The organism is Microbacterium sp. 4R-513 (genome assembly GCF_011046485.1).
Lineage (GTDB): Bacteria > Actinomycetota > Actinomycetes > Actinomycetales > Microbacteriaceae > Microbacterium.
Genome location: NZ_CP049256.1, coordinates 277419 through 292222 on the forward strand (window position 1 = coordinate 277419; position 14804 = coordinate 292222).

General features: G+C 72.3%; 13 protein-coding genes. 7 read left to right on the top strand and 6 right to left on the bottom strand.

Annotated elements, in window-relative coordinates:
* Positions 1-26 precede the first annotated feature (26 nt).
* From G5T42_RS01310 to mtrA, 3 genes are read right to left on the bottom strand one after another with little or no spacing between them, the layout of a single operon-like run.
* A complete protein-coding gene (locus G5T42_RS01310) occupies positions 27-1700 on the bottom strand; it encodes an LpqB family beta-propeller domain-containing protein (RefSeq protein WP_165124364.1) in 1674 nt (557 codons plus the stop codon).
* Entirely contained in the window at positions 1697-3454 is a 1758-nt protein-coding gene (gene mtrB / locus G5T42_RS01315) for an MtrAB system histidine kinase MtrB (RefSeq protein WP_165124367.1), read from the bottom strand. Before mtrB ends, G5T42_RS01310 begins: the two co-directional genes overlap by 4 nt.
* Position 3455: 1 nt before the next feature.
* Positions 3456-4136, bottom strand: coding sequence for an MtrAB system response regulator MtrA (mtrA, locus tag G5T42_RS01320; RefSeq protein WP_165124370.1), 681 nt, complete (start codon positions 4134-4136; stop codon positions 3456-3458).
* Positions 4137-4367: 231 nt separating this feature from the next.
* Here mtrA and G5T42_RS01325 point away from each other — a divergent pair, with 231 nt between their 5' ends.
* From G5T42_RS01325 to G5T42_RS01350, 6 genes are all read left to right on the top strand, one after another.
* Positions 4368-5771, top strand: coding sequence for a glycerophosphoryl diester phosphodiesterase membrane domain-containing protein (locus G5T42_RS01325; protein ID WP_165124373.1), 1404 nt, complete (start codon positions 4368-4370; stop codon positions 5769-5771).
* A complete protein-coding gene (locus G5T42_RS01330; protein WP_165124376.1) occupies positions 5768-6448 on the top strand; it encodes a DUF4129 domain-containing protein in 681 nt (226 codons plus the stop codon). Before G5T42_RS01325 ends, G5T42_RS01330 begins: the two co-directional genes overlap by 4 nt.
* Positions 6445-7644: a DUF4350 domain-containing protein gene (locus G5T42_RS01335; protein WP_165124379.1), complete on the top strand. Its 1200-nt coding sequence runs from the start codon at positions 6445-6447 to the stop codon at positions 7642-7644. The genes G5T42_RS01330 and G5T42_RS01335 overlap by 4 nt, the downstream gene beginning before the upstream one ends.
* On the top strand, positions 7641-8633 hold the full coding sequence (locus G5T42_RS01340; protein ID WP_165124382.1) for a MoxR family ATPase: 993 nt from the start codon (positions 7641-7643) through the stop codon (positions 8631-8633). Before G5T42_RS01335 ends, G5T42_RS01340 begins: the two co-directional genes overlap by 4 nt.
* Before the next feature lie 8 nt (positions 8634-8641).
* Complete coding sequence (locus G5T42_RS01345; RefSeq protein WP_165124385.1) at positions 8642-9943, top strand: DUF58 domain-containing protein; 1302 nt, start codon at positions 8642-8644, stop codon at positions 9941-9943.
* Positions 9944-10072: 129 nt separating this feature from the next.
* Positions 10073-10933 (top strand): aquaporin, encoded by an 861-nt coding sequence (locus G5T42_RS01350; protein WP_165124388.1) that lies wholly within the window; start codon positions 10073-10075, stop codon positions 10931-10933.
* A 146-nt stretch (positions 10934-11079) separates the two neighbouring features.
* Here the strand turns inward: G5T42_RS01350 and G5T42_RS01355 are convergent, their stop codons facing one another.
* The gene (locus G5T42_RS01355; RefSeq protein WP_165124391.1) at positions 11080-12075 is read right to left on the bottom strand and encodes a stage II sporulation protein M; all 996 of its coding nucleotides are present in this window, start codon (positions 12073-12075) and stop codon (positions 11080-11082) included.
* Between the two features lie 16 nt (positions 12076-12091).
* Between G5T42_RS01355 and G5T42_RS01360 the strand changes: the two genes are divergently transcribed.
* Entirely contained in the window at positions 12092-12940 is an 849-nt protein-coding gene (locus G5T42_RS01360) for an RDD family protein (protein ID WP_165124394.1), read from the top strand.
* A gap of 39 nt (positions 12941-12979) precedes the next feature.
* Here G5T42_RS01360 and ahcY read toward each other — a convergent pair whose 3' ends face one another.
* Both ahcY and G5T42_RS01370 read right to left on the bottom strand, forming a co-directional pair.
* Positions 12980-14470: an adenosylhomocysteinase gene (ahcY, locus tag G5T42_RS01365; RefSeq protein ID WP_165124397.1), complete on the bottom strand. Its 1491-nt coding sequence runs from the start codon at positions 14468-14470 to the stop codon at positions 12980-12982.
* Between the two features lie 42 nt (positions 14471-14512).
* Positions 14513-14719, bottom strand: a complete 207-nt coding sequence (locus tag G5T42_RS01370) for a DUF3499 family protein (protein WP_165124399.1) — start codon at positions 14717-14719, stop codon at positions 14513-14515.
* Positions 14720-14804: the final 85 nt, after the last annotated feature.

Below are 14804 nucleotides of genomic sequence, written 5' to 3' on the forward strand. Positions count from 1 at the left end.
CGAGGCATCCGCCGCTTCGAGGATCGCTACTGGGGAGTGCCCTGCTGCGTCGCCAGCACGAGGATGCCGGCGCCCGTCTGCGGCCAGGTGGACCCGCGCTTGGAGTAGAGGGCGCCCTGCGCGCCGCGAACGCGCATCGTCCCCTGATTGCCGCCCGCGAGCTGCGCCGCCCCCGCGGGGGCCGGCGTCACGGCCGAGGGACCGCCGACGGTCAGCTCGACGACCTCCGGCTCGATCCCGATCCCCGACAGGACGCCCACGGTGATGTCGTCGAGCCACGCGACGGAGGCGTTCTCGGTCGCGAGCGAGTCGAGCAGGAGAGGCTCGCCGAGCGCCGACGGCGTGCCGTCCTGCTTGCGGACGACGCCCGACACCCAGACCGCCGAGCGCCCGTTCGACGTCACGACGGCCGCGAGCCGCGTGCCGTCGCGCGACATCGCGATCGAGCTCACTCGGGTCGCCTCCGGCCACGCATTGTCGATAGGCGTCTGCTCGCTGCCTGCGGCGAAGGCGATGAGGGTGCTCGGGGCATCCCGCGGGACGCTCCAGGTGTAGCCCGAGGGGTCCACCGTCGGATCGACGAGGCCGGGCCGGCTGTCGAACTCGAACACGTCGCCGTCGGCCTGCACCCGGACGTTGGAGCCGCTCGTGACATGGACCGCGGCGAAGTCGCGGTCGGGGGCCACCTGGATCGCGAGGGGGTCGACCTGCCGCATCGCGGGGGTCAGACCGTCGATCGGGTCGACCTCGTCGCCGTTGAGGAAGCCGAAGCCCTGCTCGGTCTGAACGGCCGCCAGCGAGCTCACTCGCGTCGAGCGGGTGGCGGCGGGCTCGACGTCGAGGGGGGTGGTCCCGGCCGTCATCTCCACCGTGGACACGCGGGCGTCGGCGAGGCTCGCCTCGAGCTGCGCCTGCATCCGCGACTGGGTGTCGGGGCTCAGCTCGGCGGCCGAGGCATCCAGCTCCACCTGTGCGACGCCGTCGCTGTCCACGGGAACGGAGGGGCGCACCGAGACCGAATCGGGGAAGGCCGAGGCGACGGATGCCGCGAGCCAGGGCGCCGGCGGCCCGTCGATGAGGGCATCGGTGACGTAGGTCGCGGCATTCACCCGCGGGAACCAGCGCACATCGGGCACGAGGAACCGCCACGTGGGGTCGAAGTACATGAGGGCGTAGCGCTGGAAGACGCTCGAGAACTGGGACATGTCGAGCACGAGGCCGTCGGGGACCTCGGTGATTCGCCACTCCCCGTCGGGCTGGACGGCGAGGCGGAAGTCGAGCTTCAACGGCTCGCCTGCGCTCGGCTCGTACGCGCCGATGTCGTCGACATCGGCGACGTGGCTGACCGTGAGCGACACCTGGTCCTCGGCCGAGGACGAGTACACGCGGTCGCCGGGCTCGTCGATCGTGACCCGCGCGGTGGGGTTCCACCTCGTGCCCTGCGCGAGGTACTCCTTCGCGACCGACCACTGTCCGTCCTTGCCGGGTCCCGTGCCCGCTCGGATGAAGCCGTCGACGATCTCCTGCGGTGTCGCGCCGGGCTGGGGGCTGTCAGGGCGGAAGGCGAAGTCTGGCTCGCCCGCCTCGGCCCCTGCCTCCAGGCCGGGGGTGACGGGCCCGGTCGTCGGCAGCCCCGCGCAGCCGGCGAGGGCCAACGCGAGGGCGGCGAGCGCCGCCACGACTGCGCGGCGGCGGTTCACGACGCGCCTCCTCGGGCCGCGGTCGGACCCACCCGGCCGGAAGCCTGCTCCCCCGCGTCAGCACCGGACGGAGCGGGCGCGGGAACAGTCGGCAGATCGATCGGCTCGGTGCGGCCGAACTCCTCCGGCACCTCGTCGACCGGCTCGAGGCGGATCGGCGACGTGCCGCTCAGGGGTGCAGGCGTACGGGGCAGCGTCAGCACGAAGTTCGAGCCGCGCCCGAGCTCGGACCACACCGCGAGCTCCCCGCCGTGCAGCCGCGCGTCGCCGAGGGCGATCGAGAGCCCGAGCCCGGTTCCGCCGATCGTGCGCGTGCGCGACGGATCGGCGCGCCAGAAGCGGTCGAAGACGTGCTCGACCTCCTCGGGGCGCATGCCCATGCCGAAGTCGCGCACGCCGAGGGCGATGGCCTGCTGGTTGCTGTCGACCGTGACGACGATGGGCCTGCCTTCACCGTGCTCGATCGCGTTGCCGAGGAGGTTCCGGACGATCCGGCGGACGCGGCGCGGATCCATGTCCACGGGGGAATATCCGCCCGGGGCGACCAGACGCACATCGGTCCCGTGCTGCTCGGCGAGCTGGTGCATCGACGCGATCACGTCTTCCGCGAGGTGGGCGAGGCTCGTCGCCTCGAGCTCGAGCTGCACCGAGCCGGCGTCGTAGCGGCTGATCTCGAGGAGATCGGTGAGGAGCGTCTCGAAGCGCTGCACCTGGGCGTTGAGGAGCTCGGCCGCCCGCGCCGTCGCCGGGTCGAACTCCTCGCGCTGGTCGTTGATCATGTCGGCCGCGAGCCGGATCGTGGTGAGCGGCGTGCGCAGCTCGTGCGACACGTCCGACACGAAGCGCTGCTGCACGAGCGAGAGGTCGGCGAGCTCCTTGATCTGCGACTCGATGCTGTCGGCCATCGCATTGAAGGACCGCCCCAGAGTGGCGAGCTCGTCCTCACCGTGGACGGGCAGGCGAACGGTGAGCTCGCCGGCAGCGAGGCGCGCGCTGGTGTCGGCGGCCTCCCCGATCGGGGTTGTCACCGACCGCAGCACGAACCACGCGATCCCGCCGATGATGAGGATGAGCGCGACCCCGACGACCCACAGCACGCCCTGCACGAACCCGAGGGTCTGGTCGGCGCTGCCCAGGTCGTAGGCGAAATAGAGCTCGTAGGCGCCGACCTCGGGCACGAGGAGCTGCTGCCCGACGACGATCCCCGGCATCGTGCCGCCCCCATCGGCCGGGAGCGCCACGGACTGCCACCACTGGGGTGCGGCGTTCTTGCGGACCGCGTCGCTCATGCCCTCCGACACGAGCGACTCGTCGAAGCCGCCGACGGTGAAGTCCTGCGGCGCCTGGGGCGCCGTCCGGTCGATGCGCGAGGCCGAGATCATGTCGGTCGACGACTGCTGGATGAGGATGTTGCGCACGCTCGTCATGAGGCTCTGCAGCTGCGCGGTGTCGCCGCTCTCGATGTTCGCGGTGTCGAGCGTCTGCTGCGCCGCCGTCGTCGCGCGGCGCGCGTCGCTCAGCGCCTGATCGCGGCGCGTGACGAACAGGTCGTTCTGGATGAACAGCGCCATGAGCACACACGCGATCAGCACGGCGATCGCGGTCAGGCCGAGGGTCACGAGGACGATGCGGAAGCGCAGCGAGCGGCGCCAGAGCGCTGCGACGTTGTCGGGCCAGCTGCGCCAGTCGCGCCATCCCCCCGATGCGCGGAGCGGCGTCGAGACCGTTCCGGTCTGCGCCGACGTCACGGTCACCTCACACGACCGCCCCGGCCCGGTAGCCCACGCCGCGGACCGTCGTGACGATCTTCGGGTTGTCGGGGTCGAGCTCGACCTTCGCGCGAAGACGCTGCACGTGGACGTTGACCAGCCGCGTATCGGCCTTGTAGTGGTAGCCCCATACCTGCTCGAGCAGCATCTCGCGCGAGAACACCTGCTGGGGCTTGGACGCGAGCGCCACCAGCAGCTCGAACTCGAGCGGGGTGAGCGCGATCGAGCTCTCGCCGCGCCGCACCTCGTGCGCGGCGACGTCCACCGTGAGATCGCCGATGCGCAGCGTGTCGCTCGAGGGCTGCGAGGCGGGGCGCAGGCGCGTGCGGATGCGCGCGACGAGCTCCTTGGGGTTGAACGGCTTGACGATGTAGTCGTCGGCACCCGACTCGAGCCCCTTGACGACGTCGGCGGTGTCGGTGCGCGCGGTGAGCATGATGATCGGGATGCCGCTCTCCTGCCGGATGCGCGTGCACACCTCGATGCCGTCGATGCCCGGGAGCATGAGGTCGAGCAGCACGAGATCGGGCCGCTCCGACCGCCACGCCTCGACCGCCTTCGCGCCGTCGGCGCAGAACACGGTGTCGAAGCCCTCCGTGCGGAGCACGATGCCGATCATCTCGGCGAGGGCGGTGTCATCGTCGACCACCAGGATGCGTGAAGTCATCGCGCGCGTTTCGTCCTTCTCGTCCGGCCCCGAGGCATTGCGGTCGCCCGCTCCCTCCCCATGGCGCACTGGACACAGAGTAGTCGACCCTGCCTGAGCGGGCGTCGACACCCGCCGAGCGCCCGCCGAGCGGCCTGGGGACGGCCCTCGGGCGCGAGCCGGGCGATGTGACACGATAGGGATCTGCCCGGCGACCCCGCGGCCCCCGCGGCGAGGGCACGAGGAGGAGCTGTGACCGCCTACCCGGCATGGACGCCCGCGTCGCGCCCCGGGATCATCCCGCTGCATCCGCTGACGTTCGGCACGATCCTCGGCCGGTCGTTCGCGGCGCTGCGGCAGAACCCCCGCGTGCTGCTGGGCTTCGCACTCTGCGTGCAGGCCGTCGCCTACATCCTCGTGATCCTCGCGATCGGCGGTGTCGCCATCGCCTCGTTCTCGCGCCTCGACACCATGCGACCGGGCTCCGACGACTACCAGGCCGTGCTCGCCGGCTCCGTCGCCATCACGGTCGTCGTCGGCGCCGTCCTCGGTCTTGCCGCCGGGGCGCTCAGCGTCATCGTGCAGGGCGTCGTCGTGAGCGAGGTGGCGCACGCGGTCCTCGCCGAGAAGCTCACACTCGGAGCGCTGTGGCGCAAGGTCAAGCCCGTCGCCTGGCGCCTGATCGGCTACTCGTTCCTCGTGCTGCTAGCCATCACCGCCGTCGTGGCGCTCGCCGGAGTGTCGCTCTTCGGCATCGCCGCCCTGGCGCCGGGCGCTGCGGTCGTCGTGGGGGTCCTCCTGGGCCTTGCCGCGCTCCCGGTCGTGTGGTGGCTCATGGTCAAGCTCGCGCTCGTGCCGTCGGCCATCATCATCGAGCGTGCGACCATCGGCGACGCCCTCGGCCGGTCCTGGCGCCTGACCCGCGGGCGGTTCTGGCCGATCCTCGGCATCATCGTCCTGCTGAACCTCATCTTCTGGGGCATCTCGCAGGTCGTCAGCATCCCGTTCTCGTTCGCATCGGTCGCAATGTCGACGATCATCACGCCGACGGGCGATCCGCAGGTCGGCGAGATCATCGCGCTCATCGCGGGCGGACTGCTGTCGCAGGCGGTGATCCTCCTCATCCAGGCCGTTGCGACCGTCGTCCAGGCGACGGCGACCGCTCTCATCTACATCGACTGCCGCATGCGCCACGAGGGGCTCGACCTCGATCTGCTCACATACGTGGAGCGGAGGGATGCCGGCGCACAGGGTCTGCCGGATCCCTATCTCGAGCACATCGGCCGGGTCATCGCCCCCCGCTTCCCCGCACCGGCGTACGCCCCGGGGTATCCCCCGCCGTACCAGGGGTACCCGGCCCCGCAGTCGTACCAGGGGTACGCGGCTGCCCCGCCGTACCAGGGGTACGCCCCGCCGCCCTATCCGGCAGGCCCATACGGCCAGGCGACGGATGCCGCGCACCCGCCGCAGCCGGGCGCCTACGGCACTTACGCGCTCGCCTACTCGGCCCCGCAGCCGGCCTATCCGGCTTCTCCCCCGCCGCCGCAGACACAGCAGTCTGCGGCCGGGACGACCGCGCCCGCAGACCCGGCCCACGGGACCGGCGCGGCCGTCGAGCCCCAGGACGGCACCGACCGCGAGTCGCCGTGGGCTTGACCCCGATCATCGCGCGCCTGGCCGACTCCGTCCCGCCCCTGACTCCCGACGGCGAAGAGGCCCGGCGGTGGGCGGAGCAGGAGCTGAGCAAGCCCGTCTACGCCGAAGCGGAGCCGACGCTCTTCGACCGCATCGCCCGGGCGATCGCCGAGTTCTTCGAACGGCTCTTCTCGACCCAGCTCGACGGTCCGTGGGGTTCGACCGCCGCGATCGTCGCGGCGATCATCGTGGTCCTCCTCATCGTCGGCGCCTTCCTGGTGTGGGGCCGACCGCGAGCGACGCACCGCTCGAGGGTCGCGGTGGCCGAGCTCTTCGGCGAGACCGAGACCCGCTCGGCGGGGCAGCTCCGGGCAGACGCCGAGAGTGCCGCCGCGCGACGGGACTGGGATGCCGCGATCGTCCTCCGCTTCCGCGCACTGGCGCGCGGAGCCGTCGAGAGGGGGGCCGTCGAGACGCCTCCGGGCGCGACCGTCCACGGCTTCGCACGCCGCGCCGGCCGGGTGTTCCCGGCCTCGGCGGACGCCCTCGAAGCGGCAGCCGTCGCGTTCGACGACGTGCGGTACCTCCGCCGTCCCGGAACGGAGGACCTCTACCGACGGATCGTCGCCGTCGATGAGACCGTCTCACGCAGCCGCCCGGTCGATCTCGAGCCCCTTCCCGCAGGACCCGTGCGATGACCCTCGCCCCAGCGGCCACGTCGACGCCGAGCTGGCCCGCGACCCCCGCCCGCAGCCGGCGTCGCGGCGTCGCGGGGTGGATCGTCATCGCAATCGTCGTGCTGCTCGTCGGCGGAGTGGGTGCCGCGCTGGCCGCGCTGTCGCAGTGGGCGCAGCGCGACGCGCTCGACCCGGAGTCGGCCGGGCCGAACGGCACGCGCGCGCTCGTGGAGGTCCTGCGGGAGCACGGCGTCGAGGTCGAGGTCACCCGGGACCGCGACTCCGCCCAGCAGGCCCTCCTGTCCGGCGACGCCACCCTCGTCCTGCCCGATACGCCCGCGCTCTCGGACGGGGCCGTCGAGAACCTCGCCGCCGGCGCGGAGGACGTCGTGCTGATCGACCCGCGGTCCCGGACTCTGCGTCTGCTGCTGCCCGGAGCGCGCGCCGCCGGATACGGATCGGGCGAGCTCGCCGAACCCGGCTGCGACCTCGCCGATGCGCAGCGCGCCGGCGCCGTCCTGCCGGGTGCCGTCTTCACGACGACCGGCGACGCGGTCGCCTGCTACCCCTCCGGCGACGGATCCGGACTCCTCGTCGCCGACGACGGTGCGCGCCGCGTGAGCGCCGTCGACGGCCGGACGCTCTTCGTCAACGAGTCCCTCGCCGAGAACGGCAACGCGGCCCTCGCGATCAACCTGCTCGGGCGGCATCCGCACCTCGTCTGGTACATGCCAGGTCCCGGCGACACCGACCTCACGAGCAACGACCCCTCGCTCGGCGAGCTGACTCCTCCGTGGGTCAGCCCCGTCATCGTGCTCCTGCTCTTCGCGGCCGTCGCGGCCGGCGTCTGGCGAGGACGGCGGTTCGGACCGCTCGTGCCCGAGCGTCTCCCCGTGACGGTGCGGGTCTCCGAGACCACGGAGGGGCGGGCTCGGCTCTACGCCCGCTCGCGCGACGCCGTGCACGCGGCCGACCAGCTGCGACTGTCTGCGCTCGTACGGCTCGCACGCCTTCTCGGGCTCGGCCCGGCGGCGAGTGCGACGGAGATCGCGGATGCCGCGGCCGATCGTCTCGGCTGGGACCGCCGTGCGGTACGGGGCATCCTGATCGAAGAACTTCCCGCGAACGACGCACAGCTGGTGGCTCTCCGCGACCGGCTCAGCCATCTCGAGGAGGCGGTCCGGCAGGCCGTCCGCCCGGAAAGGAACGCTCGATGACCGACGTCACCACGACGCCAGCCGCCCAGGCCCTCCCGCCGGAGCATCTCCGCGACGCGATGAACCGCGTCCGGCTCGAGGTGGGCAAGGCCGTGATCGGCCAGGACGGGACGATCACGGGCCTGCTGATCGCGCTCCTCTCGCGCGGACACGTGCTGCTCGAGGGTGTGCCGGGCGTCGCCAAGACGCTGCTGGTGCGCTCGTTCTCGACGGCGCTCGGGCTCGACACGAAGCGCATCCAGTTCACGCCCGACCTCATGCCCGGCGACGTGTCGGGGTCGCTCGTCTACGACGCGAAGACCGGCGAGTTCGAGTTCCGCGAGGGCCCGGTCTTCACCAACATCGTGCTCGCCGACGAGATCAACCGCACCCCGCCGAAGACCCAGGCGGCCCTCCTCGAGGCGATGGAGGAGCGGCAGGTGTCGACGGACGGCGTCACGCGCGCCCTCCCCGACCCCTTCCTCGTCGCGGCGACCCAGAACCCGATCGAGCACGAGGGCACCTATACCCTGCCCGAGGCGCAGCTGGACCGGTTCCTCCTCAAACTCATCGTCGAGGTGCCCGCGCGCGACGCCGAGCTCGCGGTGCTCCGCAGGCACGCGAGCGGCTTCGACCCGCGCGACCTCGCCGGAGCAGGCCTCTCCCAGGTCGTCTCGCCGGCCGAGATCCGCGCAGCGCAGCGGGCCGCGGCATCCGTCACAGTCGCCGACGACGTGCTCGGCTACGTCGTCGACCTGGCGCAGGCGACGCGCCGCAGCCCGTCGGTGCAGCTCGGTGTGAGCCCCCGCGCCGCGACCGCGCTCCTCGCTGCCGCAAAGGCCTGGGCCTGGCTCGGCGGCTACCCCGCGATCACGCCCGACCACGTCCAGACGATGCTCGTGCCGACGTGGCGGCACCGCATCCGCCTGCGCCCCGACGCGGAGCTCGAGGGGGTCTCGGTCGACGCCGTCCTCGCCTCCGTCGTACAGCAGACGCGCGTCCCCATCTGACCCGGCCCATGTACGTCACCGGCCGTCTCCCGCTCCTCGTCGCCCTGGGCGCCGTGCCCGTCGTGCTGCTGTCGCTCGCGGGCGTCGACGCGTGGGCGACGGCGGCCGGCTGGCTGCTCCTCTGCCTCGTGGCGGCGGTGACGGATGCCGCGGCCGCCGCCTCCGCGCGGGGGCTGAGGGTCGAGCGGCGCATCCCCCGGCGCACGCTCCTCGGCCAGCGAGTCGAGACGGAGCTCTGGCTCACCAACCCGGGCGTGCGCCGCATCCGGGGCCGCGTGCGCGACGCGTGGCAGCCGACGGCGGGAGCACCGCCCGAACGCCTGCCACTCGACCTCCCGGGCGGCGAGCGCCGTCGACTCGTCGTGCCGCTCCTGCCGCGCCGTCGCGGCGAGCTGCACAGCGACTTCGTCGTGGTGCGCTCTCTCGGGCCGCTCGGCCTGGCGGGGCGGCAGGTTCGGATCGACGACCGGGGCGCCCTTCGCGTGCTGCCGCCCTTCACGGCCCGCCGGCACCTGCCGTCGCGCCTCGCGCGGCTGCGTGAGCTGGACGGCTCGACGAGCGTCCAGATGCGCGGCCAGGGCACCGAGTTCGACAGCCTCCGCGAATACGTGCGCGGCGATGACGTGCGTTCGATCGACTGGCGCGCGACCGCCCGGTCCAGCACGACGATGCTCCGCACGTGGCGCCCCGAGCGGGATCGGCACGTGGTCATCCTCATCGACACCGGCCGAACCGCGGCGGCGCGCGTCGGCGACGGCGTACGCCTGGACGCGGCGATGGAGGCCGCACTCCTGCTGGCAGCGCTCGCGACCCGCGCCGGCGACCACACCCACCTCCTGATGTTCGATCGGGTGACGCGCGCCCGCGTCACCCGCGTCGACGGCCCCGCTCTCCTTCCGGCGCTCGTGGATGCGATGGCGCCGGTCGAGCCGCAGCTCATCGACACCGACTGGGACGCCGCCTTCGCGCAGATCCGCGCCCTCACCTCGCGCCCCTCCCTCGTCGTCCTCCTCACGGCGCAGGACGCCCCCGAGGCCGCGCGGGGCTTCCTCGGCTCCCTGCCTGCGCTCGCTCACCGTGCCCACGTCCTCGTCGGGACGGTCACCGACGAGGCGGCGGCGCCCGAGCCGCGGCCGGACGCGGCGGACGTCTACCGCGAGGCGGCGGCGGCCCGGACCGCGCGGGACGCGGCATCCGTCGCCTCTGCCATCGCCCGAGCGGGCGCCGAGGCCATCGCGGACACCCCGGACGCGCTGCCTCCCCGGATCGCCGACCGGTATCTCGCCCTCAAGGCGGCGGGACGGCTCTGACGGGCGGCCGATGACGGACCGTTTCGCAATCTGACGGCTGGCCGCGCCGCTTACCTGGGAGTCCGCTGGACGTGCCCTATGCTCCCGAGCGGCGGCCGTTCCGCCGTTCCCCACGCTGAAGGAGCCCTCATGAGCGATCCGCTCCCCGAGGAGCCGGTTGTCCCGACTCCCCTCGATCACACGCCCGCCGCGGCCGACCCAAAGCCTGACGTGCCGGTCCCGGCCACGCCGCTCGAGCACACGCCCGTCGCCCCGTCCACCGCGGCGACGCTGACGGCCGAGGCGTTCGGCACCTTCCTCCTCGTGCTCGGGGTCATCAGCACGGCGCTCTTCGCTGCAGGTTTCGGGGAGGGCACGGAGGCGGCGAACAAGGGCGTCGGCTTCCTCGGCGTCTCTCTCGCCGTCGGCCTGACCGTCGTCGCCGGCGCGTACGCCTTCGGGCCGATCTCGGGCGGCCACTTCAACCCGGCGGTGACGCTCGGCCTCGCCGCAGCGGGTCGCTTCCCGTGGCGGGGCGTGCTCGGCTACATCATCGCGCAGGTCATCGGCGGTCTCGTCGCGACGACCCTCATCGTCCTCATCGGCCTCTCGGGCCCCGACAACTGGCTGAGCAGGGCTCAGGACGGCGGCTTCGCGAGCAACGGCTGGGACGACCTGTCGCCCGGCGGCTTCGGCATCCTCGGCGCGATCGTCGTCGAGGTGCTGTTCACGGCCCTCTTCGTCATCGTGATCCTCGGCGTCACGCATTCGACCCGCGGCAATTCGGCATTCGCGGGCCTCGTCATCGGCCTCACGCTGACGCTCATCCACCTCGCGACGATCCCGATCGACAACACCTCGGTGAACCCGGCGCGTTCGATCGCGACCGCCGTCTACGGCGGCGGGCTGCCGCTCGCGCAGCTGTGGGTGTTCATCGTGTTCCCGATCATCGGTGCGCTCATCGCGGGCTTCGCCTACCGGGCCCTGTTCGACGGCTCCAAGCGGGCCTGACCCTCGATCCGCTGAGAACGGCTCGGATGCCTCGGCATCCGGGCCGTTCTTCGTTCCCGGGTGCTCAGCCGGCTTACCCGGGTGCTCGGCCGGCGTTCCCGCGCTCAGCCGGCGTAACCGGGCGCTCCGCCGGCGTACCCGGGCGCTCAGCCGGCGACGAGGGTCGGCGTGCCGGTCTCGAATTCCGTCAGGTCGCCCGTCTCACCGCGGCGGTACGCACGCCCGCCGACGAACACCATGTAGAAGAGGAAGGCGGCCAGCGCGGCCGCTCCGATGCCGATCTTGACGGGCCACGGCCAGGGCTGCGCCGTCACGAAGCCCTCGATCAGCCCCGAGATCGCGAGGGCGATGACCAGGCCGATCGCGATGGTCGCGAGGGAGCGCCCGGCCGCGGCGAGCGCCTCCGCGCGCGAGCGGCGTCCGGGGGCGACCCAGGCCCAGAAGATGTGCAGGCCCGCGGCCGCCGCGACGAAGATGCTCGTCAGCTCGAGCATGCCGTGCGGAAGGATGAAGAGCAGGAAGACGTCGCCTCGGCCGTAGGCGATCATGACGGCCGCCGCGGTCCCCACGCCGATGGCGTTCTGCACGAGCATGTAGACCGGCCAGATCCCTGTGATGCCGAACAGCACGCACTGCGCCGCGATCCAGGCGTTGTTGGTCCACACCGTGCCCGCGAAGACCGCCGCGGGATTCTCGCTGTAGTACTCGGTGAAGGAGTGCTCGGCGTAGTACGAGAGCTGCGCATCGCTGCCGAGCGTCGCCACGAGCGCCGGATCGCCCGAGATCCAGAAGGCCACGATCGCTACGACGATCACGAAAGCCACCGCGATGACGAGGGTCGTCCATCGCACCCGGTAGAGGGCGGCCGGAAGCTGCAGGGCGAAGAAGCGCGGGATCTGCCGCAGCACGTTCTCGGGGCCGCCCGTGAGCCGCAGCCGTGCGCGCGCCAGCATCGTCGAGACGTGGTCGCCGTGCATCGTGCGGCCGGCCGAGGTCTTGATGTCGGCGAGGTCCGCCGACGCCGCGCGATACCGGGTGACGAGCTCGTCGACCTCCGCACCCGAGAGCGACCGAGAACGGCTCAGCTCGTCGAGCCGCGCCCACTCCGCCCGCCGGGCGGTCGTGAGCGCGTCGAGGTCCATTAGGCATACTTTACGCATGAGCGCCGCCCCGCCCCCGACCGTGGTCGACATCCGCCAGGACGAGATCCTCACGGGCGAAGCGGTCGCGCTCGACGTGCAGCCGATCGGCTACTTCCTGCGTGCGCTCGGCCTTCTCATCGACGTCGTGCTCGCCGTCGGCGTGCTGATCCTCTTCTCGCTCGTCGCCTCGTGGCTGCTCGGTCAGAGCATCCTCGACGTGAGCGTCTCGCCCATCCTCACGATCCTCGCGATCGTCCTCGTGACGGTCGTGCTGCCGACGGTCGTCGAGACCGCGACGCGCGGTCGCAGCCTCGGCAAGCTCGCCGTGGGCGGACGGATCGTGCGCGCCGACGGGGGCGCCTCGGGCTTCCGTCAGGCTTTCATCCGCGCACTCGTCGGCGTCTTCGAGATCTGGCTCACGGCCGGCGCCGTGGCCGCCATCGTCGGGGCCTTCACCCCCCGCTCGCAGCGGCTCGGCGACCTTCTGGCCGGCACCTACTCCGAGCGCACCCGGACGCCCGCGCTGCCGGCATCGGCCCCCGGCATCCCGTACCCGCTCATCGGCTGGGCGCAGGTGGCCGATGTCGCGCGCCTGCCGGATCGGCTCGCGCGGCGGACGGCGCAGTTCGTCTCGCACGCCGATGCGATGGAGCCCGCCGCGCGGGCGCGGGTCGCGGCATCCCTCGCCGCCGAAGCGGCACAGCACGTCTCGCCCGTGCCGCCGGTGGATCCCGAGACGTTCCTCCGCGGGGTCGTCGCGGTCCGGCGCGATCGTGAGCTGCGGGCGCTGGACCTCGAGGCCCAGCGGGTCGCCGCGCTCACCGCCGGGGCGACGGGGGCGGTGCGAGGCTTCCCGCAGCGGTGACGGGGCCGCCCGCGCGCGGAGCCGCGGACGCCCTCAGCTTCAGTAGCGGTAGTGGTCGAGCTTGTACGGACCGTCGACGGGCACGCCGAGGTAGGCCGACTGCTCCGCCGTGAGCTCGGTGAGCTCGACGCCGAGCGCCGCGAGGTGCAGACGCGCGACCTTCTCGTCGAGCGTCTTGGGCAGGGTGTAGACGCCGACCGGGTACTCGTCGCGCTTCGTGTAGAGCTCGAGCTGGGCGAGCACCTGGTTCGAGAACGACGCGCTCATGACGAACGACGGATGCCCCGTGGCGTTGCCGAGGTTCATGAGCCGGCCCTCGCTCAGCACGAGGACGCTCCGGCCGTTGGGGAGGCGCCACTCGTGCACCTGCGGCTTGATCTCGATCTTCTCGACACCCGGGATGGCGGCGAGGCCGGCCATGTCGATCTCGTCGTCGAAGTGGCCGACGTTGCCGACGATCGCGAGGTGCTTGAGCCCGAGGATGTGCTCCGGCGTCACGACCCGCGTGTTGCCGGTGCCCGTGATGATGATGTCGACCTGGTCGATGACCGACTCGAGCCGCGCCACCTGGAAGCCGTCCATGGCGGCCTGCAACGCGCAGATCGGATCGACCTCGCCGATGATGACGCGCGCACCCTGGCCGCGCAGCGCCTCGGCCGATCCCTTGCCCACATCGCCGTAGCCGGCGACGAAGGCGACCTTGCCGCCGATGAGGACGTCGGTCGCGCGGTTGATGCCGTCGGGCAGCGAGTGACGGATGCCGTAGGTGTTGTCGAATTTCGACTTGGTGACGGAGTCGTTGACGTTGATGGCGGGGAAGAGCAGATCGCCGGATGCCGCGAGCTCGTACAGGCGGTGGACGCCCGTCGTCGTCTCCTCGGTCACGCCGATGAGCTCGCCGGCGATGCGCGTGAAGCGCTGCGGGTCGCGAGCGAGGCTCGCGCGTAGGGTGTCGAGGATGATCCGGTACTCCTCGGAGGCGTCCGCCGCGCCGTCCGGCACGGCACCGGCCTTCTCGAACTCGACGCCCTTGTGCACGAGGAGGGTCGCGTCACCGCCGTCGTCGAGGATCAGGTTGGGGCCGTCGAAGCCCTCGGCCGACCAGTCGAAGATGCGGTCCGTGCAGCGCCAGTACTCCTCGAGGGTCTCGCCCTTCCAGGCGAAGACCGGAACGCCGGCGGGCGACTCGACGGTGCCGGTGGGGCCGACCGCGATCGCCGCGGCCGCCTCGTCCTGCGTGGAGAAGATGTTGCAGCTCGCCCATCGCACCTGGGCGCCGAGGGCCACGAGGGTCTCGATCAGCACGGCGGTCTGCACGGTCATGTGCAGCGAGCCGGCGATCCGCGCGCCCTTCAGCGGCTGCGTGGGGCCGAACTCCTCGCGCAGCGCCATAAGACCCGGCATCTCGTTCTCGGCGAGGCGGATCTGGTGGCGGCCGGCCTCGGCCAGCGAGAGGTCGGCGACCTCGAAGTCGAGAGCGCGCTCCTCGACGGCGGTCGTGGGCGTGGCGACGGGCGATGAAGTCGGCATCCGTCCATTGTTCCACGGCCACCGCCGCGGAGCCTGTGCGCCCTAGACGCGCAGCGTCTCGTGCCGCACGACGACCCAGCCCTTCGGCACCGACAGGCGGTCGGTGTGGATCGCGCAGAGATCGTGCGCGTGCGGGTCGCCGTCCTGCCCGAGAGGGCCGACGGCGGCCATCTGGTCGCCGTAGTCGTACGTGAGGGTCGACACCGCTTCGCGGGCGCATCCCACCTTGGAGCAGAGTCTCTCGCGCATCGATCCGACCCTATCCAGGAGGGCCGGCAGACGACGGATGCCGCGCCGCAGCGCGCCCCGAGGTTCCCGGGTGTCCTCGGCACGC

Bases quoted from the DNA above. Each gene is read 5' to 3' on its own strand.
- mtrA (WP_165124370.1), bottom strand. From the start codon at position 4,136: ATGACTTCACGCATCCTGGTGGTCGACGATGACACCGCCCTCGCCGAG.
- G5T42_RS01335 (WP_165124379.1), top strand. From the start codon at position 6,445: ATGACCCTCGCCCCAGCGGCCACGTCGACGCCGAGCTGGCCCGCGACC.
- G5T42_RS01340 (WP_165124382.1), top strand. From the start codon at position 7,641: ATGACCGACGTCACCACGACGCCAGCCGCCCAGGCCCTCCCGCCGGAG.
- G5T42_RS01345 (WP_165124385.1), top strand. From the start codon at position 8,642: ATGTACGTCACCGGCCGTCTCCCGCTCCTCGTCGCCCTGGGCGCCGTG.
- G5T42_RS01350 (WP_165124388.1), top strand. From the start codon at position 10,073: ATGAGCGATCCGCTCCCCGAGGAGCCGGTTGTCCCGACTCCCCTCGAT.
- G5T42_RS01355 (WP_165124391.1), bottom strand. From the start codon at position 12,075: ATGGACCTCGACGCGCTCACGACCGCCCGGCGGGCGGAGTGGGCGCGG.
- G5T42_RS01360 (WP_165124394.1), top strand. From the start codon at position 12,092: ATGAGCGCCGCCCCGCCCCCGACCGTGGTCGACATCCGCCAGGACGAG.
- ahcY (WP_165124397.1), bottom strand. From the start codon at position 14,470: ATGCCGACTTCATCGCCCGTCGCCACGCCCACGACCGCCGTCGAGGAG.
- G5T42_RS01370 (WP_165124399.1), bottom strand. From the start codon at position 14,719: ATGCGCGAGAGACTCTGCTCCAAGGTGGGATGCGCCCGCGAAGCGGTG.